This is a genomic window from Streptomyces sp. NPDC002790, assembly GCF_040295505.1.
In the GTDB taxonomy this organism is placed as follows: Bacteria; Actinomycetota; Actinomycetes; order Streptomycetales; family Streptomycetaceae; genus Streptomyces.
In genome coordinates, this window is sequence record NZ_JBEOVM010000031.1 from 18,159 (window position 1) to 35,475 (window position 17,317).

The 17,317-nt window shown below is 71.3% G+C and carries 17 protein-coding genes; 8 read left to right on the top strand and 9 right to left on the bottom strand.

The window, feature by feature from the left end:
* Window positions 1-309: 309 nt before the first annotated feature.
* From ABT004_RS16765 to ABT004_RS16775, 3 genes are all read right to left on the bottom strand, one after another.
* Window positions 310-1,956 (bottom strand): phospho-sugar mutase, encoded by a 1,647-nt coding sequence (locus ABT004_RS16765; protein ID WP_351336939.1) that lies wholly within the window; start codon window positions 1,954-1,956, stop codon window positions 310-312.
* 200 nt (window positions 1,957-2,156) lie between these two features.
* A complete protein-coding gene (locus tag ABT004_RS16770) occupies window positions 2,157-2,981 on the bottom strand; it encodes a purine-nucleoside phosphorylase (RefSeq protein WP_351336941.1) in 825 nt (274 codons plus the stop codon).
* Window positions 2,982-3,095: 114 nt separating this feature from the next.
* Window positions 3,096-3,533: a gamma-glutamylcyclotransferase family protein gene (locus tag ABT004_RS16775; protein WP_351336944.1), complete on the bottom strand. Its 438-nt coding sequence runs from the start codon at window positions 3,531-3,533 to the stop codon at window positions 3,096-3,098.
* A gap of 334 nt (window positions 3,534-3,867) precedes the next feature.
* Here ABT004_RS16775 and ABT004_RS16780 point away from each other — a divergent pair, with 334 nt between their 5' ends.
* Both ABT004_RS16780 and ABT004_RS16785 read left to right on the top strand, forming a co-directional pair.
* The gene (locus tag ABT004_RS16780; RefSeq protein WP_351336946.1) at window positions 3,868-5,316 is read left to right on the top strand and encodes an NAD(P)H-quinone dehydrogenase; all 1,449 of its coding nucleotides are present in this window, start codon (window positions 3,868-3,870) and stop codon (window positions 5,314-5,316) included.
* Window positions 5,317-5,489: 173 nt separating this feature from the next.
* Complete coding sequence (locus tag ABT004_RS16785) at window positions 5,490-6,449, top strand: DeoR/GlpR family DNA-binding transcription regulator (protein WP_351336948.1); 960 nt, start codon at window positions 5,490-5,492, stop codon at window positions 6,447-6,449.
* A 161-nt stretch (window positions 6,450-6,610) separates the two neighbouring features.
* On the opposite strand, the gene ABT004_RS16790 is transcribed toward ABT004_RS16785, so the two are convergent.
* Window positions 6,611-7,156, bottom strand: coding sequence for a TetR/AcrR family transcriptional regulator (locus tag ABT004_RS16790; RefSeq protein ID WP_351337059.1), 546 nt, complete (start codon window positions 7,154-7,156; stop codon window positions 6,611-6,613).
* 182 nt (window positions 7,157-7,338) lie between these two features.
* Here ABT004_RS16790 and ABT004_RS16795 point away from each other — a divergent pair, with 182 nt between their 5' ends.
* Together ABT004_RS16795 and ABT004_RS16800 are read left to right on the top strand one after the other, a co-directional pair.
* Window positions 7,339-7,890: a response regulator transcription factor gene (locus ABT004_RS16795; protein ID WP_351336950.1), complete on the top strand. Its 552-nt coding sequence runs from the start codon at window positions 7,339-7,341 to the stop codon at window positions 7,888-7,890.
* A 92-nt stretch (window positions 7,891-7,982) separates the two neighbouring features.
* Window positions 7,983-8,696, top strand: coding sequence for a hypothetical protein (locus ABT004_RS16800; RefSeq protein WP_351336953.1), 714 nt, complete (start codon window positions 7,983-7,985; stop codon window positions 8,694-8,696).
* A gap of 81 nt (window positions 8,697-8,777) precedes the next feature.
* On the opposite strand, the gene ABT004_RS16805 is transcribed toward ABT004_RS16800, so the two are convergent.
* Complete coding sequence (locus ABT004_RS16805) at window positions 8,778-10,550, bottom strand: acetyl/propionyl/methylcrotonyl-CoA carboxylase subunit alpha (RefSeq protein WP_351336955.1); 1,773 nt, start codon at window positions 10,548-10,550, stop codon at window positions 8,778-8,780.
* A gap of 479 nt (window positions 10,551-11,029) precedes the next feature.
* Here ABT004_RS16805 and ABT004_RS16810 point away from each other — a divergent pair, with 479 nt between their 5' ends.
* The gene (locus ABT004_RS16810; RefSeq protein ID WP_451189699.1) at window positions 11,030-11,500 is read left to right on the top strand and encodes a hypothetical protein; all 471 of its coding nucleotides are present in this window, start codon (window positions 11,030-11,032) and stop codon (window positions 11,498-11,500) included.
* Here ABT004_RS16810 and ABT004_RS16815 read toward each other — a convergent pair.
* The 4 genes from ABT004_RS16815 to ABT004_RS16830 all read right to left on the bottom strand — a co-directional run bounded on the left by ABT004_RS16815 (window position 11,472) and on the right by ABT004_RS16830 (window position 14,162).
* A complete protein-coding gene (locus ABT004_RS16815) occupies window positions 11,472-12,083 on the bottom strand; it encodes a nucleoside triphosphate pyrophosphatase (RefSeq protein ID WP_351336960.1) in 612 nt (203 codons plus the stop codon). The genes ABT004_RS16810 and ABT004_RS16815 overlap by 29 nt on opposite strands.
* Window positions 12,084-12,134: 51 nt before the next feature.
* Window positions 12,135-12,263, bottom strand: coding sequence for a morphogenic membrane protein MmpB (gene mmpB, locus ABT004_RS16820; RefSeq protein WP_351336962.1), 129 nt, complete (start codon window positions 12,261-12,263; stop codon window positions 12,135-12,137).
* Window positions 12,264-12,339: 76 nt separating this feature from the next.
* Window positions 12,340-12,546, bottom strand: coding sequence for an acyl-CoA carboxylase subunit epsilon (locus tag ABT004_RS16825; protein WP_351336965.1), 207 nt, complete (start codon window positions 12,544-12,546; stop codon window positions 12,340-12,342).
* An 11-nt stretch (window positions 12,547-12,557) separates the two neighbouring features.
* Window positions 12,558-14,162, bottom strand: a complete 1,605-nt coding sequence (locus ABT004_RS16830; protein WP_351336967.1) for an acyl-CoA carboxylase subunit beta — start codon at window positions 14,160-14,162, stop codon at window positions 12,558-12,560.
* 166 nt (window positions 14,163-14,328) lie between these two features.
* Here ABT004_RS16830 and ABT004_RS16835 point away from each other — a divergent pair, with 166 nt between their 5' ends.
* From ABT004_RS16835 to ABT004_RS16845, 3 genes are all read left to right on the top strand, one after another.
* Complete coding sequence (locus tag ABT004_RS16835; protein ID WP_351336970.1) at window positions 14,329-15,204, top strand: biotin--[acetyl-CoA-carboxylase] ligase; 876 nt, start codon at window positions 14,329-14,331, stop codon at window positions 15,202-15,204.
* Window positions 15,205-15,331: 127 nt separating this feature from the next.
* Window positions 15,332-16,462: an adenylate/guanylate cyclase domain-containing protein gene (locus ABT004_RS16840; RefSeq protein ID WP_351336973.1), complete on the top strand. Its 1,131-nt coding sequence runs from the start codon at window positions 15,332-15,334 to the stop codon at window positions 16,460-16,462.
* Window positions 16,463-16,503: 41 nt separating this feature from the next.
* A complete protein-coding gene (locus ABT004_RS16845; RefSeq protein ID WP_351336975.1) occupies window positions 16,504-17,307 on the top strand; it encodes an enoyl-CoA hydratase/isomerase family protein in 804 nt (267 codons plus the stop codon).
* Window positions 17,308-17,317: the final 10 nt, after the last annotated feature.

The window sequence follows — 17,317 nt, forward strand, 5'->3', positions numbered from 1 at the left end:
CCGCCCCGGACCCCGCGCCTCAATCGCCGGCGGGGCTTAAAAACCCAATCGCCGCAGGGGCTTGAAATGCCGATACCGCCGCACCGGCTTGAAAGACCTGCTCAAGCGCCGCAGGGGCTTGAAGGCCTGTACCCCGCACCGGCTGAAAGTCCTGCTCAATCGCCGCAGGGGCTTGATCTCTCAAGCCCCGCCGGCGATTGAGCAGGACTTTCCAGCCCCGCCGGTGGATGGGCATTTCAAGCCCCGCCGGCGATTGAGGCGCGGGGTCCGGGGCGGAGCCCCGTGACCGCAACCGCGGGCGACGCCGAGCTAGATACCCGCCGCAACCGCAAGATCGCGCTTGAGTGACGCGAGGCGTTCGGCGGCTACGTCCCGGGCCGCGGGCAGCGACGGTCGGTCGGCCACCGGAACCACAACCTCCAGGTAACACTTCAACTTCGGCTCCGTCCCCGACGGCCGCACCACGACCCTCGCCCCGTCCAGGGCGTAGCGGAGCCCATCCGTGGGCGGCAACCCACCCTCCCCCTCCGAGAGGTCATCCGCCCGGGTCACCGCGAGCCCCGCCAGCTCCACCGGCGGCACCTCGCGGAGCCTGCGCATCGCGTCCGCGATGACCGACAGGTCCTCGACCCGCACGCTCAACTGGTCCGTGGCGTGCAGGCCGTGGGCCAGCGCCAGGTCGTCGAGCGCGTCGAGGAGCGTACGGCCCTGCGACTTCAGCTCGCTCGCCAGCTCGGTCACGAGCAGCGCGGCCGTGATGCCGTCCTTGTCGCGTACGCCCTCGGGGTCGACGCAGTAGCCGAGCGCCTCCTCGTAGCCGTAGCGCAGGCCCTCGACACGGGCGATCCACTTGAAGCCGGTGAGCGTCTCCTCGTACGGGAGTCCCGCCGACTCGGCGATCCGGCCGAGCAGCGAGGACGACACGATCGACTCGGCGAGTACGCCGCTCACGCCCCGCTTGACGAGGTGTGCGGCCAGCAGCGCGCCGACCTCGTCGCCGCGCAGCATCCGCCACTCGCCGCCGTCGGGCACGGCCACCGCGCAGCGGTCCGCGTCCGGGTCGTTGGCGATGATCAGGTCCGGGGTCTCGTCCAGTGCGCGGGCCGTCGCGAAGGACAGGTCCATCGCCCCCGGCTCCTCCGGGTTCGGGAACGCGACCGTGGGGAAGTCCGGGTCGGGCTCGGCCTGTTCCGGCACGGGCACCGGCTCGGGGAAGCCCGCGCGGGCGAAGGCCGCGAGGAGCGTCTCCTTGCCGACACCGTGCATCGCCGTGTAGACGGTGCGGGCGCTGCGGGCCGAGCCCGGAGCCAGGACCGCGTCCGTGCGCGCCAGGTACGCCTCCAGGACGTCCTCGCCCAGCGTCTCCCAGCCGCTCTCCGCACGCGGCACGTCGTGCAGCGACGCCACCGCGGCGATCTCGGCGGCGATCTCCGCGTCGGCCGGTGGCACGATCTGGGAACCGTCGCCGAGGTACACCTTGTAGCCGTTGTCACGCGGCGGGTTGTGCGAGGCCGTGACCTCGACGCCCGCGACCGCGCCCAGGTGCCGTATGGCGAAGGCGAGTACGGGGGTGGGCAGCGGGCGGGGGAGGACCGCGGCGCGCAGCCCGGCCCCCTCCATCACGGCGGCCGTGTCGCGCGCGAAGTCCGCCGACTTGTGCCGGGCGTCGTAGCCGATGACGACCGGCCCGTCCGTCTGACCCTTGGCCTTCAGGTACGCCGCCAGGCCCGCGGCCGCGCGGATGACCACCGCGCGGTTCATCCGCGTGGGGCCTGCGCCCAGTTCGCCGCGGAGGCCTGCTGTGCCGAACTGGAGCGTGCCGGAGAAGCGCTCGCCGATCGCTTCCAGGTCGGCGGCCTCGATGAGCTTGGCGAGTTCCTCGCGGGTTTCCGGGTCCGGGTCCTCCGCGAGCCAGGTCTTCGCCCGGTCGAACGGTGCGGTGCCAGATACGGTCACGGTTCGCATTCCTTCGGGAGTTCTTGGGCCGCAACGGGGTTGACGTCTCGGGGCTCTGCCCCGGACCCCGCTACTCAATCGCCGCAGGGGCTTAAAAGACCTGCTCAATCGCCGCAGGGGCTTGAAATGCCCTACCGCCGCACCGGCTTAAAGGCCCTGCTCAATCGCCGCAGGGGCTTGAATGCCCGGCGGGCGCCGGATCAGATCTTCGCTAGGACCTTGGTCAGCAGGTCGCCCATGGCGGAGGCCGAGTCGCGGCCCGCCTGGAGGACCTCTTCGTGGTTGAGGGGCTCGCCGGAGAGGCCCGCCGCCAGGTTCGTCACCAGGGAGATGCCGAGCACCTCGGTGCCCGCCTCACGGGCCGCGATGGCCTCCAGGGTGGTGGACATGCCGACGAGGTCGGCGCCGAGGACGCCGGCCATCCGGACCTCGGCGGGGGTCTCGTAGTGCGGGCCCGTGAACTGGGCGTAGACGCCCTCTTCCAGGCTCGGGTCGATCTCCTTGCACAACGCGCGCAGTCGCGGCGAGTACAGGTCGGTGAGGTCGACGAAGTTGGCGCCGACGATCGGGGAGGCCGCGGTCAGGTTGATGTGGTCGGAGATGAGCACCGGCTGGCCGGGGCGCATGCCCTGGCGCAGACCACCGCAGCCGTTGGTGAGCACGATGGTCTTGCAGCCCGCCGCGGCGGCCGTGCGCACACCGTGCGCGACGGCGGCGACGCCGCGGCCCTCGTAGAAGTGCGTACGGCCCAGGTAGACCAGGGCGCGCTTCTCGCCGACCTGGTACGAGCGGACGGTGCCGCCGTGGCCCGCCACCGCGGCGCCGGTGAAGCCGGGCAGCTCGGTGAAGGGGAACTCGGCGGCGGGCTCGCCCAGCGCCTCGGAGGCGGGCGCCCAGCCGGAGCCCATCACGAGGGCGACATCGTGGGTCTCGGCGCCCGTCAGCTCGCGCAGCCGCGCGGCTGCGGCGTCGGCGGCGGCGTACGGGTCGGCCAGGACGTGGTCCGGAGTAAGAGAAGCGTTCACGCCGACGAGAGTAGCCTGTCGTTGCCTACGCGCGTAGATGTCGGAGGTCACGTCCTTGTGATCGTTGCTTTGTCGTTTCCGACAACCAGGGACGCCGGATGGCCTCGATGCGCCTCAGCAGGGGCGCTTGCGCAGCTCCATCGCGTAGTCGTGCGGCGCGCCCGCCGACTCCGCCGCGTCGGCGATCTCGCCCAGGTACCGCGCCGAGGGGAGCCCGCCCTCGTAACCGTTCAGTACGTAGAGCCACGCGGGCTCCTCGCCCTCCAGGGTGTCCACGCGGACCCGCATCCGCCGGTAGATGTCGAGGCCGACACCCTCCCAGCGGTCCATCGACTCCTCGTCCATCGGGGCGATGTCGTAGAGCGCGACGAAGACCTGTGAACGCGGCGCCTCGACGATGGTGGCGAGTGCGCCCTCCCAGCCCATGTGCTCGCCCCCGAACGTGAGCCGCCAGCCGTTCAGCCAGCCGGTCGCGCGCAGCGGCGAGTGCGGTGCGCGGCGCGTCATGAGCCGCGCGTCGAGAGTGCCGGCGTACGCGGCGTAGAGCGACATGGGACCGAGCGTACGTCAGACGGACCAGGTGTCTCGTGAGTAACCGAAGCACCGTTCCTGGTGACTGAGCAGGAGTGGGTCCCGTCCACCCGCACGCCCCGAACGGTCTTGGGCGCACTGGTCCCCGGCGGGCTCGACCCCTGGGCGGAGCCCCCGCCCGGATCATCACACGATCGAGCTAGCTCGACCCCGAACGCACTCCCCGACGAGCAGCTACTACCCCCCCCTTAAGAGGGGACGAGCACTGCTTCCAGGAGGGGATATGCGCATCCCGGGCCCGCGCGACGCCCGGACGGGGGCCCCGGCTCGGTGCGGCCTTGAAGCGTGCGGGACAATGGGGCATGTGACTCGGATCGTGATCATCGGCGGCGGACCTGGCGGATACGAGGCGGCCTTGGTGGCCGCGTCCCTCGGGGCGGAGGTGACCGTCGTCGACTGCGACGGCCTCGGCGGGGCGTCGGTGCTGACCGACTGCGTACCGTCGAAGACCTTGATCGCCACGGCCGAGGTGATGACCACCTTCGACTCTTCTTATGAAGAGCTCGGCATCATCGTCGAGGACGACACCCCCGACCCGGACAGCCCGGCCCGTGTCGTCGGCGTGGACCTCGGCAAGGTCAACCGCCGTGTGAAGCGCCTCGCGCTCGCGCAGTCCCATGACATCACCGCTTCCGTCACCCGCGCGGGTGCGCGCGTGCTGCGCGGAAAGGGCCGCCTGGACGGCCAGCAGGCGCTCGACGGCTCCCGCAAGGTGATCGTCACCGCGGCCGACGGCGCGGAGGAGACCCTCGTCGCCGACGCCGTGCTCCTGTGCACCGGCGGCCACCCGCGCGAGCTCGTCGACGCGCAGCCCGACGGCGAGCGGATCCTCAACTGGACGCAGGTGTACGACCTGGACGAGCTCCCCGAGGAGCTCATCGTGGTCGGTTCCGGTGTCACCGGCGCCGAGTTCGCGGGTGCCTACAAGGCGCTCGGCTCCAAGGTCACCCTCGTCTCCTCCCGCGACCGCGTGCTGCCCGGCGAGGACCCGGACGCGGCCGCCGTCCTGGAGGACGTGTTCCGGCGCCGCGGCATGAACGTCATGGCCCGCTCCCGCGCCGCCTCCGCCAAGCGCGTCGGCGACCGCGTCGAGGTCACGCTCTCCGACGGCCGGGTCATCTCCGGCACGCACTGCCTGATGGCGGTCGGCGCCGTGCCCAACAGTGAGGGTCTCGGCCTGGAGGACGCGGGCGTCAGGGTCAAGGAGTCGGGCCACATCTGGACCGACAAGGTCAGCCGCACCACCGCCCCCGGCGTGTACGCGGCCGGTGACGTGACCGGGGTCTTCGCCCTCGCCTCCGTCGCCGCGATGCAGGGCCGCATCGCGATGTACCACTTCCTGGGTGACGCGGTCACGCCGCTGAACCTCAAGACGGTCTCGTCCAACGTGTTCACCGACCCGGAGATCGCGACCGTCGGCTACACGCAGGCCGACGTCGACTCGGGCAAGATCGACGCCCGCGCCGTCAAGCTGCCGCTGCTGCGCAACCCCCGCGCGAAGATGCAGGGCATCCGGGACGGCTTCGTCAAGATCTTCTGTCGTCCGGGTACGGGCATCGTGGTCGGTGGAGTGGTCGTCGCGCCGCGCGCTTCGGAACTGATCCACCCCATCTCGATCGCGGTCGACAACAATCTGACGGTCGAGCAGATCGCGAACACGTTCACCGTGTACCCCTCGCTGTCGGGATCGATCGCGGAAGTGGCGCGGCAGCTGCACACGCGGAAGGTCGCCGAAGAGGGCTGAGGGGGGCAACGGGCCGCAGGTCACGGTGAGTTGCGGCCCATGCGGGGGGCATAGGCGTGACGTATAGGCACCCCGCCGTGCGTATACCACTTCCACGGTTCCTGTGCGAACAGAATCGGTAAATCGGCGCAAACTGCTGAAAGCAGACGGTCGTTGGGGTTACTGTCAGTTTCGTGTTCGCTGCAGAACGTCGTCAATTGATCCTCGAAATGGTGCGAGCCAACGGAGCGGTTTCGCTCCGTGAGCTCGCCCGCGTCGTCCAGACCTCTGAAGTGACCGTACGGCGGGACGTGCGCGCACTGGAGGCAGAAGGACTCCTCGACCGCCGGCACGGCGGTGCGGTATTGCCGGGCGGATTCACGCGGGAGTCCGGTTTTCCGCAGAAGTCACATCTCGCGACCGCAGAGAAGACGGCCATCGCCGATCTCGCCGCGGGTCTCGTCGAAGAGGGCGAGGCCATCGTGGTGGGCGCGGGGACGACCACGCAGGAGCTGGCCCGCCGGCTCGCGCGTGTGCCGGGCCTGACCGTCGTCACCAACTCCCTCCTCGTGGCACAGGCGCTCGCCCATGCCAACAGGGTGGAGGTCGTCATGACCGGTGGCACGCTGCGGGGTTCCAACTATGCGCTGGTGGGCAGCGGGGCGGAGCAGTCCCTGCAGGGCCTGAGAGTGTCGCGCGCCTTCCTGTCCGGCAGTGGTCTGACCGCCGAGCGCGGCCTCTCCACGTCCAACATGCTGTCGGCGTCCGTGGACCGGGCGCTCGTGCAGGCCGCGTCCGAGGTCGTCGTGCTCGCGGATCACACCAAGCTCGGTTCGGACACCATGTTCCAGACCGTGCCGACCGATGTGATCACGCGCCTCGTGACCGACGAGCCGCCCGCGCACGACGACCGGGCGGCGACGGAGCTTCAGGCGCTGGCCGATCAGGGTGTGCAGGTCGCTGTCGCGGGGGGCGGGGCGGAGGGCTCGTCCGGGGGCGGTGAACCCGTCCCGGCGCGGCAGCCGCGCCGGGATGTGCCTCTGCCGGGGCAGCGGCGCGGCCAACTCCCTGGCGGCGGCCACCCCTTGCGCTCCACGTCCCTGGACGCCCCCTCGGAACGCACGGCCCGGGTCGCCGATATGCGCCGCCGCTGAGTGTTGCACCCGTCCGGCGTTGCGGCCACGGGGCTCCGCCCCGGACCCCGCGCCTCAATCGCCGGCGGGGCTTGATTCGGCTTGGCCCGCCTGTCAAGCCCCTGCGGCGATTGAGCAGCGAGGTCTGGGGCAGAGCCCCAGGAGTGCAACCACGTCGCCGGTCAATCGGTGATGCCGCGGAGTGTGAGGCGGAGGAGGCGGTCCGCCACTCCGGGGTCCGACGGAGTCTCCTCCGCCGCGAGGGCAATCGCATTCGTGAGCTGCAAAAGGTCCGTGATGGAAACATCCGGCCGCACCGCCCCCACCCGCTGCGCCCGCGCCAACAACGCCTGCCCCGCCTCCCGCATCGGATCACTGCACCGCGCCAACGCCGAACTCGCGTCCTGCGACGCCGACATGAGGGCCCGGGAAAGCCCCCGGTACTCACTCGCGTGCGTGATGATCTCGCGCAGCCAGGTCACGAGCGCCGTACAGGGCTGCGGAGCGTCGAGGAGCGCCCGCGAGCGCGCCAGCAGATCGTTCACGGCCTCCTCGAAGACGGCGCTCATCAGCGCGTGCCGGTTCGGGAAGTGCCGGTACAGCGTGCCGATGCCGACCCCGGCCCCGCGGGCCACCTCCTCCAAGGACGCCCCCGTGCCGTGCTCGGCGAACGCGATCCGGGCCTGCGCGAGGAGCCGCTCGTAATTGCGGCGCGCGTCCGCGCGCATCCGGCGCGAGCGGTCGTGCTCGGCTGTCGTCATCGGGCCTCCCTGGGCGTGCGCGGACCCTGGGGCCCTGGTGCGCGGTACTTCAAGGATGCCCGATCGCGGGACCGCGACGGTGTGGAGGGACCGCCACCGCGGTAGCGTCGATACGGAGGGCGCGGACGCAGGACGCCCTGGAGCGCGGCATGGACATCAGTGACGCGGGCCGACGAGGAGTGCGGCAGCTCGTCCGGGAACGCGAAGAGGCCGTGGACGTGGCCGAGTTGCGCTTCCAGCCTGTGGACCATCCGTTGACCGAGCCGCAGCGGATGTACGCGCTGCTCGCCGCCGCGCTCGCGTCCGTCGGGCGGCCGGGGCAGGGGGTCGCCGCCGTGGCCGGGGACGGGGTGGTGCGGGCGCTCGACGCCGTCGCGGCGGAGCTGCTGCCGCGCCTGGACCGCGACGACATCGACGTACGGGCCGTGGAGTGCGCCGTGCCCGACGTGCCATGGCTCCTGCTGCTGAGGGACCTCGCGCCGGGCCGCGCCGCCGCCCGCGCCCTCGGCCTGACCGAGCGCGAGCACCGCACCCTGGAGCACATCGACGCCGGCCGCACCCCGGCCGAGGCGGCGCGTGCGATGGGCATCTCGCTGACGACCGTACGGGGGTATGTGGCCGCCCTGCACCGCAAGTTGAACGCCGGGCACACGGCGGCGCTGCTGCGCGCGGGGCGCGAGGCGGGGCTGCTGGGGGAGTGAGGCGCCCCTCAGAATTGACGGCTGGCCCGGCCGGGAGCCGCCCGCTTCACTGGTGGAATCCAGTGGCATCCACGGGCCTCAGGGGGAACGCCATGACCGCCACACCATCACCCGCGCACGTCCCGGTCTCCAGGGGAGTCGCCGTCGAACGGGTCCGTCCGCTGCGGGCCGTCATGGCCGCGGTCCTCGTGCTCGGGCCACTGCTGTTCATCGTCGCCTCGCTCCTGTCCCCGTACGACATGACGGAGGACAAGACGTCGAGGATCGTCGCCGACATCGCCGCCAACGAGGGCCGGGAGAAGGCCGCCGCCTGGGCGTGGCTGGCCCTGGGGATCATGATGGCCGCGGCGGCCCTGCTGGTCTCCGTGTACGTCATGGCGCGCTCCCCGAAGCTGGGGCTCGCCGGGCTGCTGCTGTTCGGCGGCGGCGCCACCGCCGCGAATATGGCGCCCTCGTACGACTTCGTGACGCTCGCGGGCCTCGACAAGGGCGTCGACCAGGTGACGATCGTGAAGGTCCTCGACGGCGGCGACAGTCTGCCGATGGCAGCGGTCGCCGGGATCTGGTTCATCGCGGGGCTCGTCCTCGGCGTCGTCCTCCTCGGCATCGGGCTGCTGCGCAGCCACGCCGTGCCGGCCTGGGCGGCCTGGGTGCTGATGGTCTCGATGCCGCTGAACGTCGTGGGCTGGACCACTGGTGTCGAGGCCCTCGCGTACGCGGGGTTCGCGCTGCTGACCGTCGCCTTCGGCGTGATCGCGCTGGAGATCGCCCACCACGGAACCGGCTGGGCGCGGGCCGAACCCTGACCCGCCGACCCGCGCACAGGCAAGGGCCCGTTGAACCGGCTTCGGTTCAACGGGCCCTTCGCGTACGCCGGTTTCCCGGTGTCAGTCCTTGATCTCGCAGATCGCGGCGCCGGAGGTGAGGGAGGCGCCGATCTCGGCGGACAGGCCCTTGACGGTGCCCGACTTGTGGGCGTTCAGGGGCTGTTCCATCTTCATGGCCTCCAGGACGACGACGAGGTCGCCCTCCTTGACCTCCTGGCCCTCCTCGACGGCGACCTTGACGATCGTGCCCTGCATCGGGGAGGCGAGGGTGTCGCCGGAGGCGGCGGAGCCGGACTTCTTGGCGGCGCGCCGCTTGGGCTTGGCGCCCGCGGTCAGGCCGGTGCGGGCCAGGGACATGCCCATGCCCGCGGGGAGGGAGACCTCCAGGCGCTTGCCGCCGACCTCGACGACGATGTTCTCGCGGCCCGCCTCGTCCTCTTCCTCACCGGGCGCCGGGGCGGCGAACGGCTCGATGTCGTTGACGAACTCGGTCTCGATCCACCGCGTGAAGATCGTGAACGGGTCTTCGCCGCCGGTGAGTTCGGGGGCGAACGCCGGGTCGGTGACGACCTTGCGGTGGAAGGGGATGGCAGTGGCCATGCCCTCGACCTCGAACTCGGCGAGCGCGCGCGAGGCCCGCTGGAGGGCCTCCTTGCGGGTGCGGCCGGTGACGATCAGCTTGGCGAGCAGGGAGTCCCAGGCCGGGCCGATCACGGAGCCGGACTCGACGCCCGCGTCCAGGCGGACACCGGGGCCCGCCGGGCCCTCGAACTTGGTGACGGTGCCCGGGGCGGGCAGGAAGCCGCGGCCCGGGTCCTCGCCGTTGATGCGGAACTCGAAGGAGTGGCCGCGCAGTTCCGGGTCGCCGTAGCCGAGTTCCTCGCCGTCGGCGATGCGGAACATCTCGCGGACGAGGTCGATGCCGGCGACCTCCTCGGTGACCGGGTGCTCGACCTGGAGGCGGGTGTTGACCTCGAGGAAGGAGATCGTGCCGTCCGCGCCGACGAGGAACTCGACGGTGCCCGCGCCGACGTAGCCGGCCTCCTTGAGGATCGCCTTCGAGGACGAGTACAGCTGCTCCAGCTGCGCCTCGGACAGGAAGGGCGCCGGGGCCTCCTCCACGAGCTTCTGGTGGCGGCGCTGCAGCGAGCAGTCACGGGTGGAGACGACGACCACGTTGCCGTGCTGGTCGGCCAGGCACTGGGTCTCCACGTGGCGGGGTTTGTCGAGGTAGCGCTCGACGAAGCACTCGCCGCGGCCGAACGCGGCGACGGCCTCGCGGACCGCGGACTCGTACAGCTCGGGGACCTCGTCGAGGGTGCGGGCGACCTTCAGGCCGCGGCCGCCGCCACCGAACGCGGCCTTGATCGCGATCGGCAGGCCGTGTTCCTCGGCGAACGCGACGACCTCGTCGGAACCGGAGACCGGGTCCGGGGTGCCTGCGACCAGCGGGGCGCCGGCGCGCTGCGCGATGTGGCGGGCGGCGACCTTGTCGCCGAGGTCGCGGATGGCGTGCGGGGGCGGGCCGATCCAGATCAGGCCGGCGTCGAGGACGGCCTGGGCGAACTCGGCGTTCTCCGACAGGAATCCGTAGCCGGGGTGGATGGCGTCCGCGCCGGAGTCCTTGGCCGCCTGGAGCACCTTGGCGATGTCCAGGTAGCTGGTGGCCGGGGTGTCCCCGCCAAGGGCGAATGCCTCGTCGGCCGCACGGACGTGCAGAGCGTCCCGGTCCGGCTCGGCGTAGACGGCAACGCTCGCGATCCCCGTGTCCCGGCATGCCCGGGCCACGCGGACAGCGATTTCGCCACGGTTGGCGATGAGCACCTTGCGCACGATGGCTCCCTCCTTGCTGTGTCTTCCCGGGGACTGTCCCCATGTGCGGCTGTGCCGCGGGCCCCGGACTCCCGGCCGTTGTCGCCCGAGCCGGGGCGGTCGGCGGGTCACCATGAAGCTTGACTCACTGAAACAAGCTGAGTTTAGGGACTGCCGACACGGACCCACGAGGCTCCCCCGGGCGTGAGCTTGCCCACACGGAGTGTCACCCGGGGTCCATCTGGTACATGAAATCCCTTGTCGCGCCTGGATACGCGCGGTCCCTCACCGCCACCCTAGCCCGCCTCTGTGGTCAAGGTCTCTGTGAGACCGTGCTGCGGCCCGGCGGCATTCTTTGTGGAGTCCCTACGAATGGCCCAACGATTCTTTGCCTTCGCGGGAACCTCGGCAGAACCCTTGTACGGGGGTTTACCCGTTAGTAGCGTTCGGGATGTCTTGGCCGTACTAGCGGTAACAGTCAGTGGAAGTGGGTGGGGCCGGTGGCACGCAGGCCGGTGGCGTGGGTGGCCGCGATCGTGTTGTTCGCGGAGGCGTTCGGGATCGTTCTCCTGAACTGGTTTCTGGGCCTGGTGGTCGACAGTCAGGAGATGTCCCTCGCCGGGCTCGACTCGCGGGCGATGTCGGTGGGCGCGTGGATAGCGGGCGGCCTGTTCGGGCTGTATCTGGTGGTGTGCGGGATCGTCCTCGTGCGCACCGCGAGCGTCGACCGGGCGCCGGGCGGATTCGGGCGGATCCTGCTGATCAGCGCGGCCGTGGTGCACGGGCTGCTCGGGGCGTTCTCGATCAGCCTGGTGGGCTGGCTCAGCTTCGTGTTCATGATGGTCGTGCTCGCGCTGCTCGTGCTGACGCTGGTGGCGTACGACAGGCACGAGCAGGGCGAGCGGAGGCCGGAGCGGAACGCCTCCGCGCAGAACGGGCCCGCTACTCCGCCGGCGCCCACAACTCCGTGATGCCGATGCCGAGTTCGGCGAGGAGGCGGCGGAGCAGGGGCAGCGAGAGTCCGATCACGTTGCCGTGGTCGCCGTCGATGCCGTCGATGAACGGGGCCGAGCGGCCGTCCAGGGTGAACGCGCCCGCCACGTAGAGGGGTTCGCCCGTCGCCACGTACGCGGCGATCTCCGCGTCGCTCGGCTCGCCGAACCGGACGACGGTGGAGGCGGTCCCCGAGCTGTACCGGCCACTCGCTGTGTCGTACACGCAGTGGCCGGTCTGCAGCGTGCCCGCGCGGCCGCGCATCGACTTCCAGCGGGCCGTGGCCTCCTCGGCGTCGGCCGGCTTGCCGAGCGCCTCGCCGTCGAGGTCGAGCACGGAGTCGCAGCCGATGACGACGGCGCCGTGGGCCTCGGGCAGCGCCGCGACCACGGAGGCCTTGGCCTCGGCGAGGGCGAGGGCGAGTTCCGCGGGCGTCGGGGCCGTCACGGCGTCCTCGTCGACCCCGCTGACGATCACCTCGGGGGCGAAACCGGCCTGTCGCAGCAGGCCGAGGCGGGCGGGGGACTGGGAGGCCAGGATCAGGCGGCGTGGAGCGGTCATGGGGCCCAGGTTATCCAGCGCGACGCCACGCGATGCCCGGCTACGTACTCGCTAGCCGATCCCCAGCATCAGGAACGCGAGAACCATCGCGAGCGCCACCACGAACCCCGCGCGCCGCAGCATCGCCTGCGTTTCGCGGAGCTCCTCTGGGGGCTCGTTCTCGGGGTCTGACCACAGCACATACAACATGGTGCTGCTCGCGCGTGCGGGGTGCCTGAGTACGCGTACTCAGGCACCCCGCTACGAAGGGACTAATTCACGCGGGCCAGTACGTGCGCGACCAGCTCGACGCCCCCGGCGCGGGCAGCCGGTGCCGGGCGATGCGGGAGGGGTCCGACCACGCGTCCCGGCCCTCCGTCGCGGCCGGGGCGTCCGGGACCGCCGCGGCGCGCGCCTGGACCACCGCCAGTGCGGCGGCCAGCTCCTCGGGGGTCGGATTGCCCCGTACGACCTTGATCATCACAGCGGCGCTCCTTACAGCGGGATGTTGCCGTGCTTCTTCGGGGGCAGTGATTCCCGCTTGGTGCGCAGCTGACGCAGGCCGCGGACGACGTGGGAGCGGGTGTCGGAGGGCATGACGACCGCGTCGATGTAGCCGCGTTCGGCCGCCGTGTAGGGGTTGAGGAGGGTGTCCTCGTAGTCCTGGATGAGCTGGGCGCGGGTCTCTTCGACGTTGCCCGCGGCCTCGGCGGCCGCGATCGTCTTGCGGTGCAGGATGTTGACCGCGCCCTGGGCGCCCATGACGGCGATCTGGGCGGTGGGCCAGGCCAGGTTGAGGTCGGCGCCCAGGTGCTTGGAGCCCATGACGTCGTAGGCGCCGCCGAAGGCCTTGCGGGTGATGATCGTGATGAGCGGGACGGTGGCCTCGGCGTAGGCGAAGATCAGCTTGGCGCCGCGCCGGATGATGCCCTCGTGCTCCTGCTCGACGCCGGGCAGGAAGCCGGGGACGTCGACGAAGGTCAGCACGGGGACGTTGAAGGCGTCGCAGGTGCGGACGAAGCGTGCGGCCTTCTCGCTCGCGTGGATGTCGAGGCAGCCGGCGAACTGCATCGGCTGGTTGGCGACGATGCCGACCGGGCTGCCCTCGACGCGGCCGAAGCCGGTGATGATGTTCGGCGCGAACAGGGCCTGGGTCTCGAAGAAGTCGGCGTCGTCCACGACGTGTTCGATCGCCGTGCGCATGTCGTAGGGCTGGTTGGCGCTGTCCGGGATGAGGGTGTCGAGCTCGCGGTCCTCGTCGGTGAGCGCGAGGTCGGCCTCCTCGGGGAAGGCGGGCGGCTCGCTCAGGTTGTTCGACGGCAGGTAGGACAGCAGCGACTTGATGTACTCGATCGCGTCCTTCTCGTCGCCCGCCATGTGGTGGGCGACACCGGAGCGGGTGTTGTGGGCGCGGGCGCCGCCGAGTTCCTCCATCCCGACGTCCTCGCCGGTGACGGTCTTGATGACGTCGGGTCCTGTGATGAACATGTGGGAGGTCTGGTCGACCATGACCGTGAAGTCGGTGATGGCGGGCGAGTAGACGGCGCCGCCCGCGCACGGGCCGACGACGAGGGAGATCTGCGGGATGACGCCGGAGGCGTGGGTGTTGCGGCGGAAGATCTCGCCGTACATGCCCAGGGCCATGACGCCTTCCTGGATGCGGGCGCCGCCGGAGTCGTTGATGCCGATGACCGGGCAGCCGGTCTTCAGCGCGAAGTCCATCACCTTCATGATCTTCTGCCCGTAGACCTCGCCGAGGGCTCCGCCGAAGACGGTGAAGTCCTGCGAGAAGACGGCGACGGGGCGGCCGTCGACGGTGCCGTATCCGGTCACGACACCGTCGCCGTAGGGCTTGTTGGCCTCGAGGCCGAAGTCCGTGGAGCGGTGCCGGGCGAACTCGTCCAGCTCCACGAAGGAGTCCTCGTCGAGCAGCAGCTCGATCCGCTCACGCGCGGTCAACTTGCCCTTGGCGTGCTGCTTTTCGACCGCGCGGGCGGAACCCGCATGGGTCGCCTCGCCGATCCGGCGCCGCAGATCCTCGATCTTGCCTGCGGTCGTGTGGATGTCGGTCTGCGCTGTCGGCTGTTCCAACTCGGACATCGGGATGCGGCTCCCTGCCTGCTTCGACGCTGCTCACGGGGGACGGTTCGGGGAAGTTCAAGAATCGGGAAGTTCAAAAAAAGGGGGAGTGGGGCTACTGATTCGTAGCGTAGTGGCCTGAATACCGTTCAGCAGTGCGGTCTTTGCCACACCTAGGCTGGGTTGCATGACGCCGCGAGATGGTTCAGACGTACCCGCCAGCCCCTGGTCCGACCTGGAGAGGCCGCCCCTGGCCGAGGCCGGCCTCCGCCGTTCCCTGGTACGGGAAGGGGGGCTGTGGTCGTCCGTGGAGGTGGTGCCCCGCACGGGGTCCACCAACACGGATCTGGTGGAGCGGGCCTCGGCGGGGTCCGTGGCCGAGGGCACCGTGCTCGTCGCCGAGGAGCAGAGCGCGGCGCGCGGGCGGCTCGACCGGAGCTGGTCGGCGCCGCCGCGCTCCGGCCTGTTCTTCTCCGTGCTGCTCAAGCCGGGGGAGCACGAGGTGCCGGTGGCGCGCTGGGGCTGGCTGCCGCTGCTCACCGGGGTCGCGGTGGCCACGGCGCTCTCCTCGGCGGCCGGTGTCGACACCGCCCTGAAGTGGCCGAACGACGTGCTCCTCACGGTCGACGGCGAGGAGCGCAAGGCGGGCGGCATCCTCCTGGAGCGGGCCGGTTCGGACGCCGTCGTGATCGGCGTCGGCCTGAACGTGTCGCTGCGCGCCGACGAGTTGCCCGTCCCGACGGCCGGTTCGCTCACGCTCGCCGGGGCGAAGGTCTCCGACCGGGAGCCGGTGCTGCGGGCCGTGCTGCGGTCCTTGGAGCGGTGGTACGTCGAGTGGTGCGCGGCCGAGGGCGACCCCGGCCTCTCGCAGCTGCAGGAGGCGTACGCGGCGGGCTGCGCCACGCTCGGCCGCGAGGTGCGGGCGATTCTGCCGGGCGACCGGGAGCTGGTGGGCGAGGCGGTCGCCATCGACGGCGACGGCCGCCTCGTGATCGCCCCGGCGGCCGCCGGGGCCCGGGAAGCGGTCGGCGCGGGCGACATCGTCCACCTGCGACCTGCGTAGGCCGTACGATCGGGCGGCTCCGAAGCGACGCCACCCGGAAGCGAACGGAGTGACGTGGGGCACAGGGGCTGCCGTAGAGTTGAGCCCGGTCGATACCTGACCGCGGCAGATCGGAAGGGCAGCAGGCGTGACCGTCGACGACTCGGGCTCCGGCACGGGCTCTCCCACCGACCCCGAGAAGCCGGAAGGTGCGGAACCAGAAGAGGCAGAGACAGAGGATCCCCTCGCTCTGCGGCTCGAAGGGCTCATCCTCGGGGCCGAGCGCAGATACACCCCGTTCCAGGCGGCGCGCAGCGCGGGCGTCTCCATGGAACTGGCCTCCCGGTTCTGGCGGGCCATGGGCTTCGCCGACATCGGGCAGGCCAAGGCCCTCACCGAGGCCGATGTCCTCGCGCTGCGGCGGCTCGCCGGTCTCGTGGAGGCGGGGCTGCTCAGCGAGGCCATGGCCGTGCAGGTCGCCCGGTCCACCGGGCAGACCACCGCGCGGCTCGCCGAATGGCAGATCGACTCGTTCCTGGAGGGCCTCACCGAACCCCCGGAACCCGGCATGACCCGCACCGAGGTCACGTATCCGCTGATGGAGCTCCTCCTGCCGGAGCTGGAGGAGTTCCTCGTCTACGTGTGGCGGCGCCAGCTCGCCGCGGCGACAGGGCGCGTCGTGCAGGCCGGTGACGACGAGGAGATGGTCGACCGGCGGCTCGCCGTCGGATTCGCGGACCTCGTCGGGTTCACGCGGCTCACCCGGCGCATGGAGGAGGAGGAACTCGGCGAGCTCGTCGAGGCCTTCGAGACCACCGCGGCGGACCTCGTCGCGGCGCACGGCGGCCGGCTCGTCAAGACTCTCGGCGACGAGGTCCTGTACGCGGCCGACGACGCGGGCGTCGCGAGCGAGATCGCGCTGCGCCTGATCGAGACGATGAGCAACGACGAGACGATGCCGGAGCTGCGCGTCGGCCTCGCGTTCGGCACGGTCACCACACGGATGGGCGATGTCTTCGGCTCGACCGTGAACCTCGCGAGCCGCCTCACGTCGATAGCGCCACGGGACAACGTGCTGGTGGACGGCGCCTTCGCCCAGGAACTGATCAGGATCGGCGAGACGCCCACCTCGGAGGCGGAGGCCGCCGCCGAGGCGCAGAAGGCGAAGGAGGACGGCGAGGAGCCGCCCACCTACCGGTTCGCGCTGCAACCCATGTGGCAGCGCCCCGTACGCGGCCTCGGCGTCGTCGAACCCTGGACGCTGACCAGGCGCACCTGACAACCTTGGCGGTTAACTGGCGTTAACCGAGAGGGCGTGTCATGGGTGACGAGCGGCGGTTCGGGGAGTTCGTGGCGGTGCGCCGCCACGAGGGCGGGACGGTCGCCGAGCTGGTGCTCGACCGGCCGAAGGCCATGAACGCCGTGTCGAGCGACATGGCGCGGGCGATCACCGGCGCCTGCGAGGCGCTGTCCCGCGACCGGGACGTCCGGGTCACCGTCCTCACCTCCAGCGCCGAGCGCGCCTTCTGCGTCGGCGCCGACCTCAAGGAGCGGAACTCCTTCTCCGACGCGGACCTGCTGCGCCAGCGGCCCGTGACCCGCGCCGCGTACACGGGTGTCCTGGAGCTGCCGATGCCGGCGATCGCGGCCGTGCACGGCTTCGCGCTCGGCGGCGGCTTCGAGCTGGCGCTCGCCTGCGACCTGATCGTGGCCGACGGGACGGCCGTCGTGGGCCTGCCCGAGGTGTCCGTCGGGGTGATCCCCGGCGGGGGCGGTACGCAGCTGCTGCCGCGCCGCGTCGGGGCCGCGCGGGCCGCCGAGCTGATCTTCACGGCGCGCCGGGTGCGGGCGGCGGAGGCCGCTGACCTGGGGCTCGTGGACCAGGTCGTGGACGCGGGCTCGGACCGCGAGGAGGCGCTGGCGCTCGGCGCGCGGATCGCCGCCAACTCGCCGGTCGGCCTGCGCGCGTCGAAGAAGGCGCTGCGCCTCGGGCACGGCCTCGACCTGCGGGCGGGCCTGGAGGTGGAGGACGCGGCGTGGCGGTCCGTGGCGTTCTCCGGGGACCGGGCCGAGGGCGTGGCGGCGTTCAACGAGAAGCGCAGCCCGCAGTGGCCCGGCGAGTGACGAGGGCCAG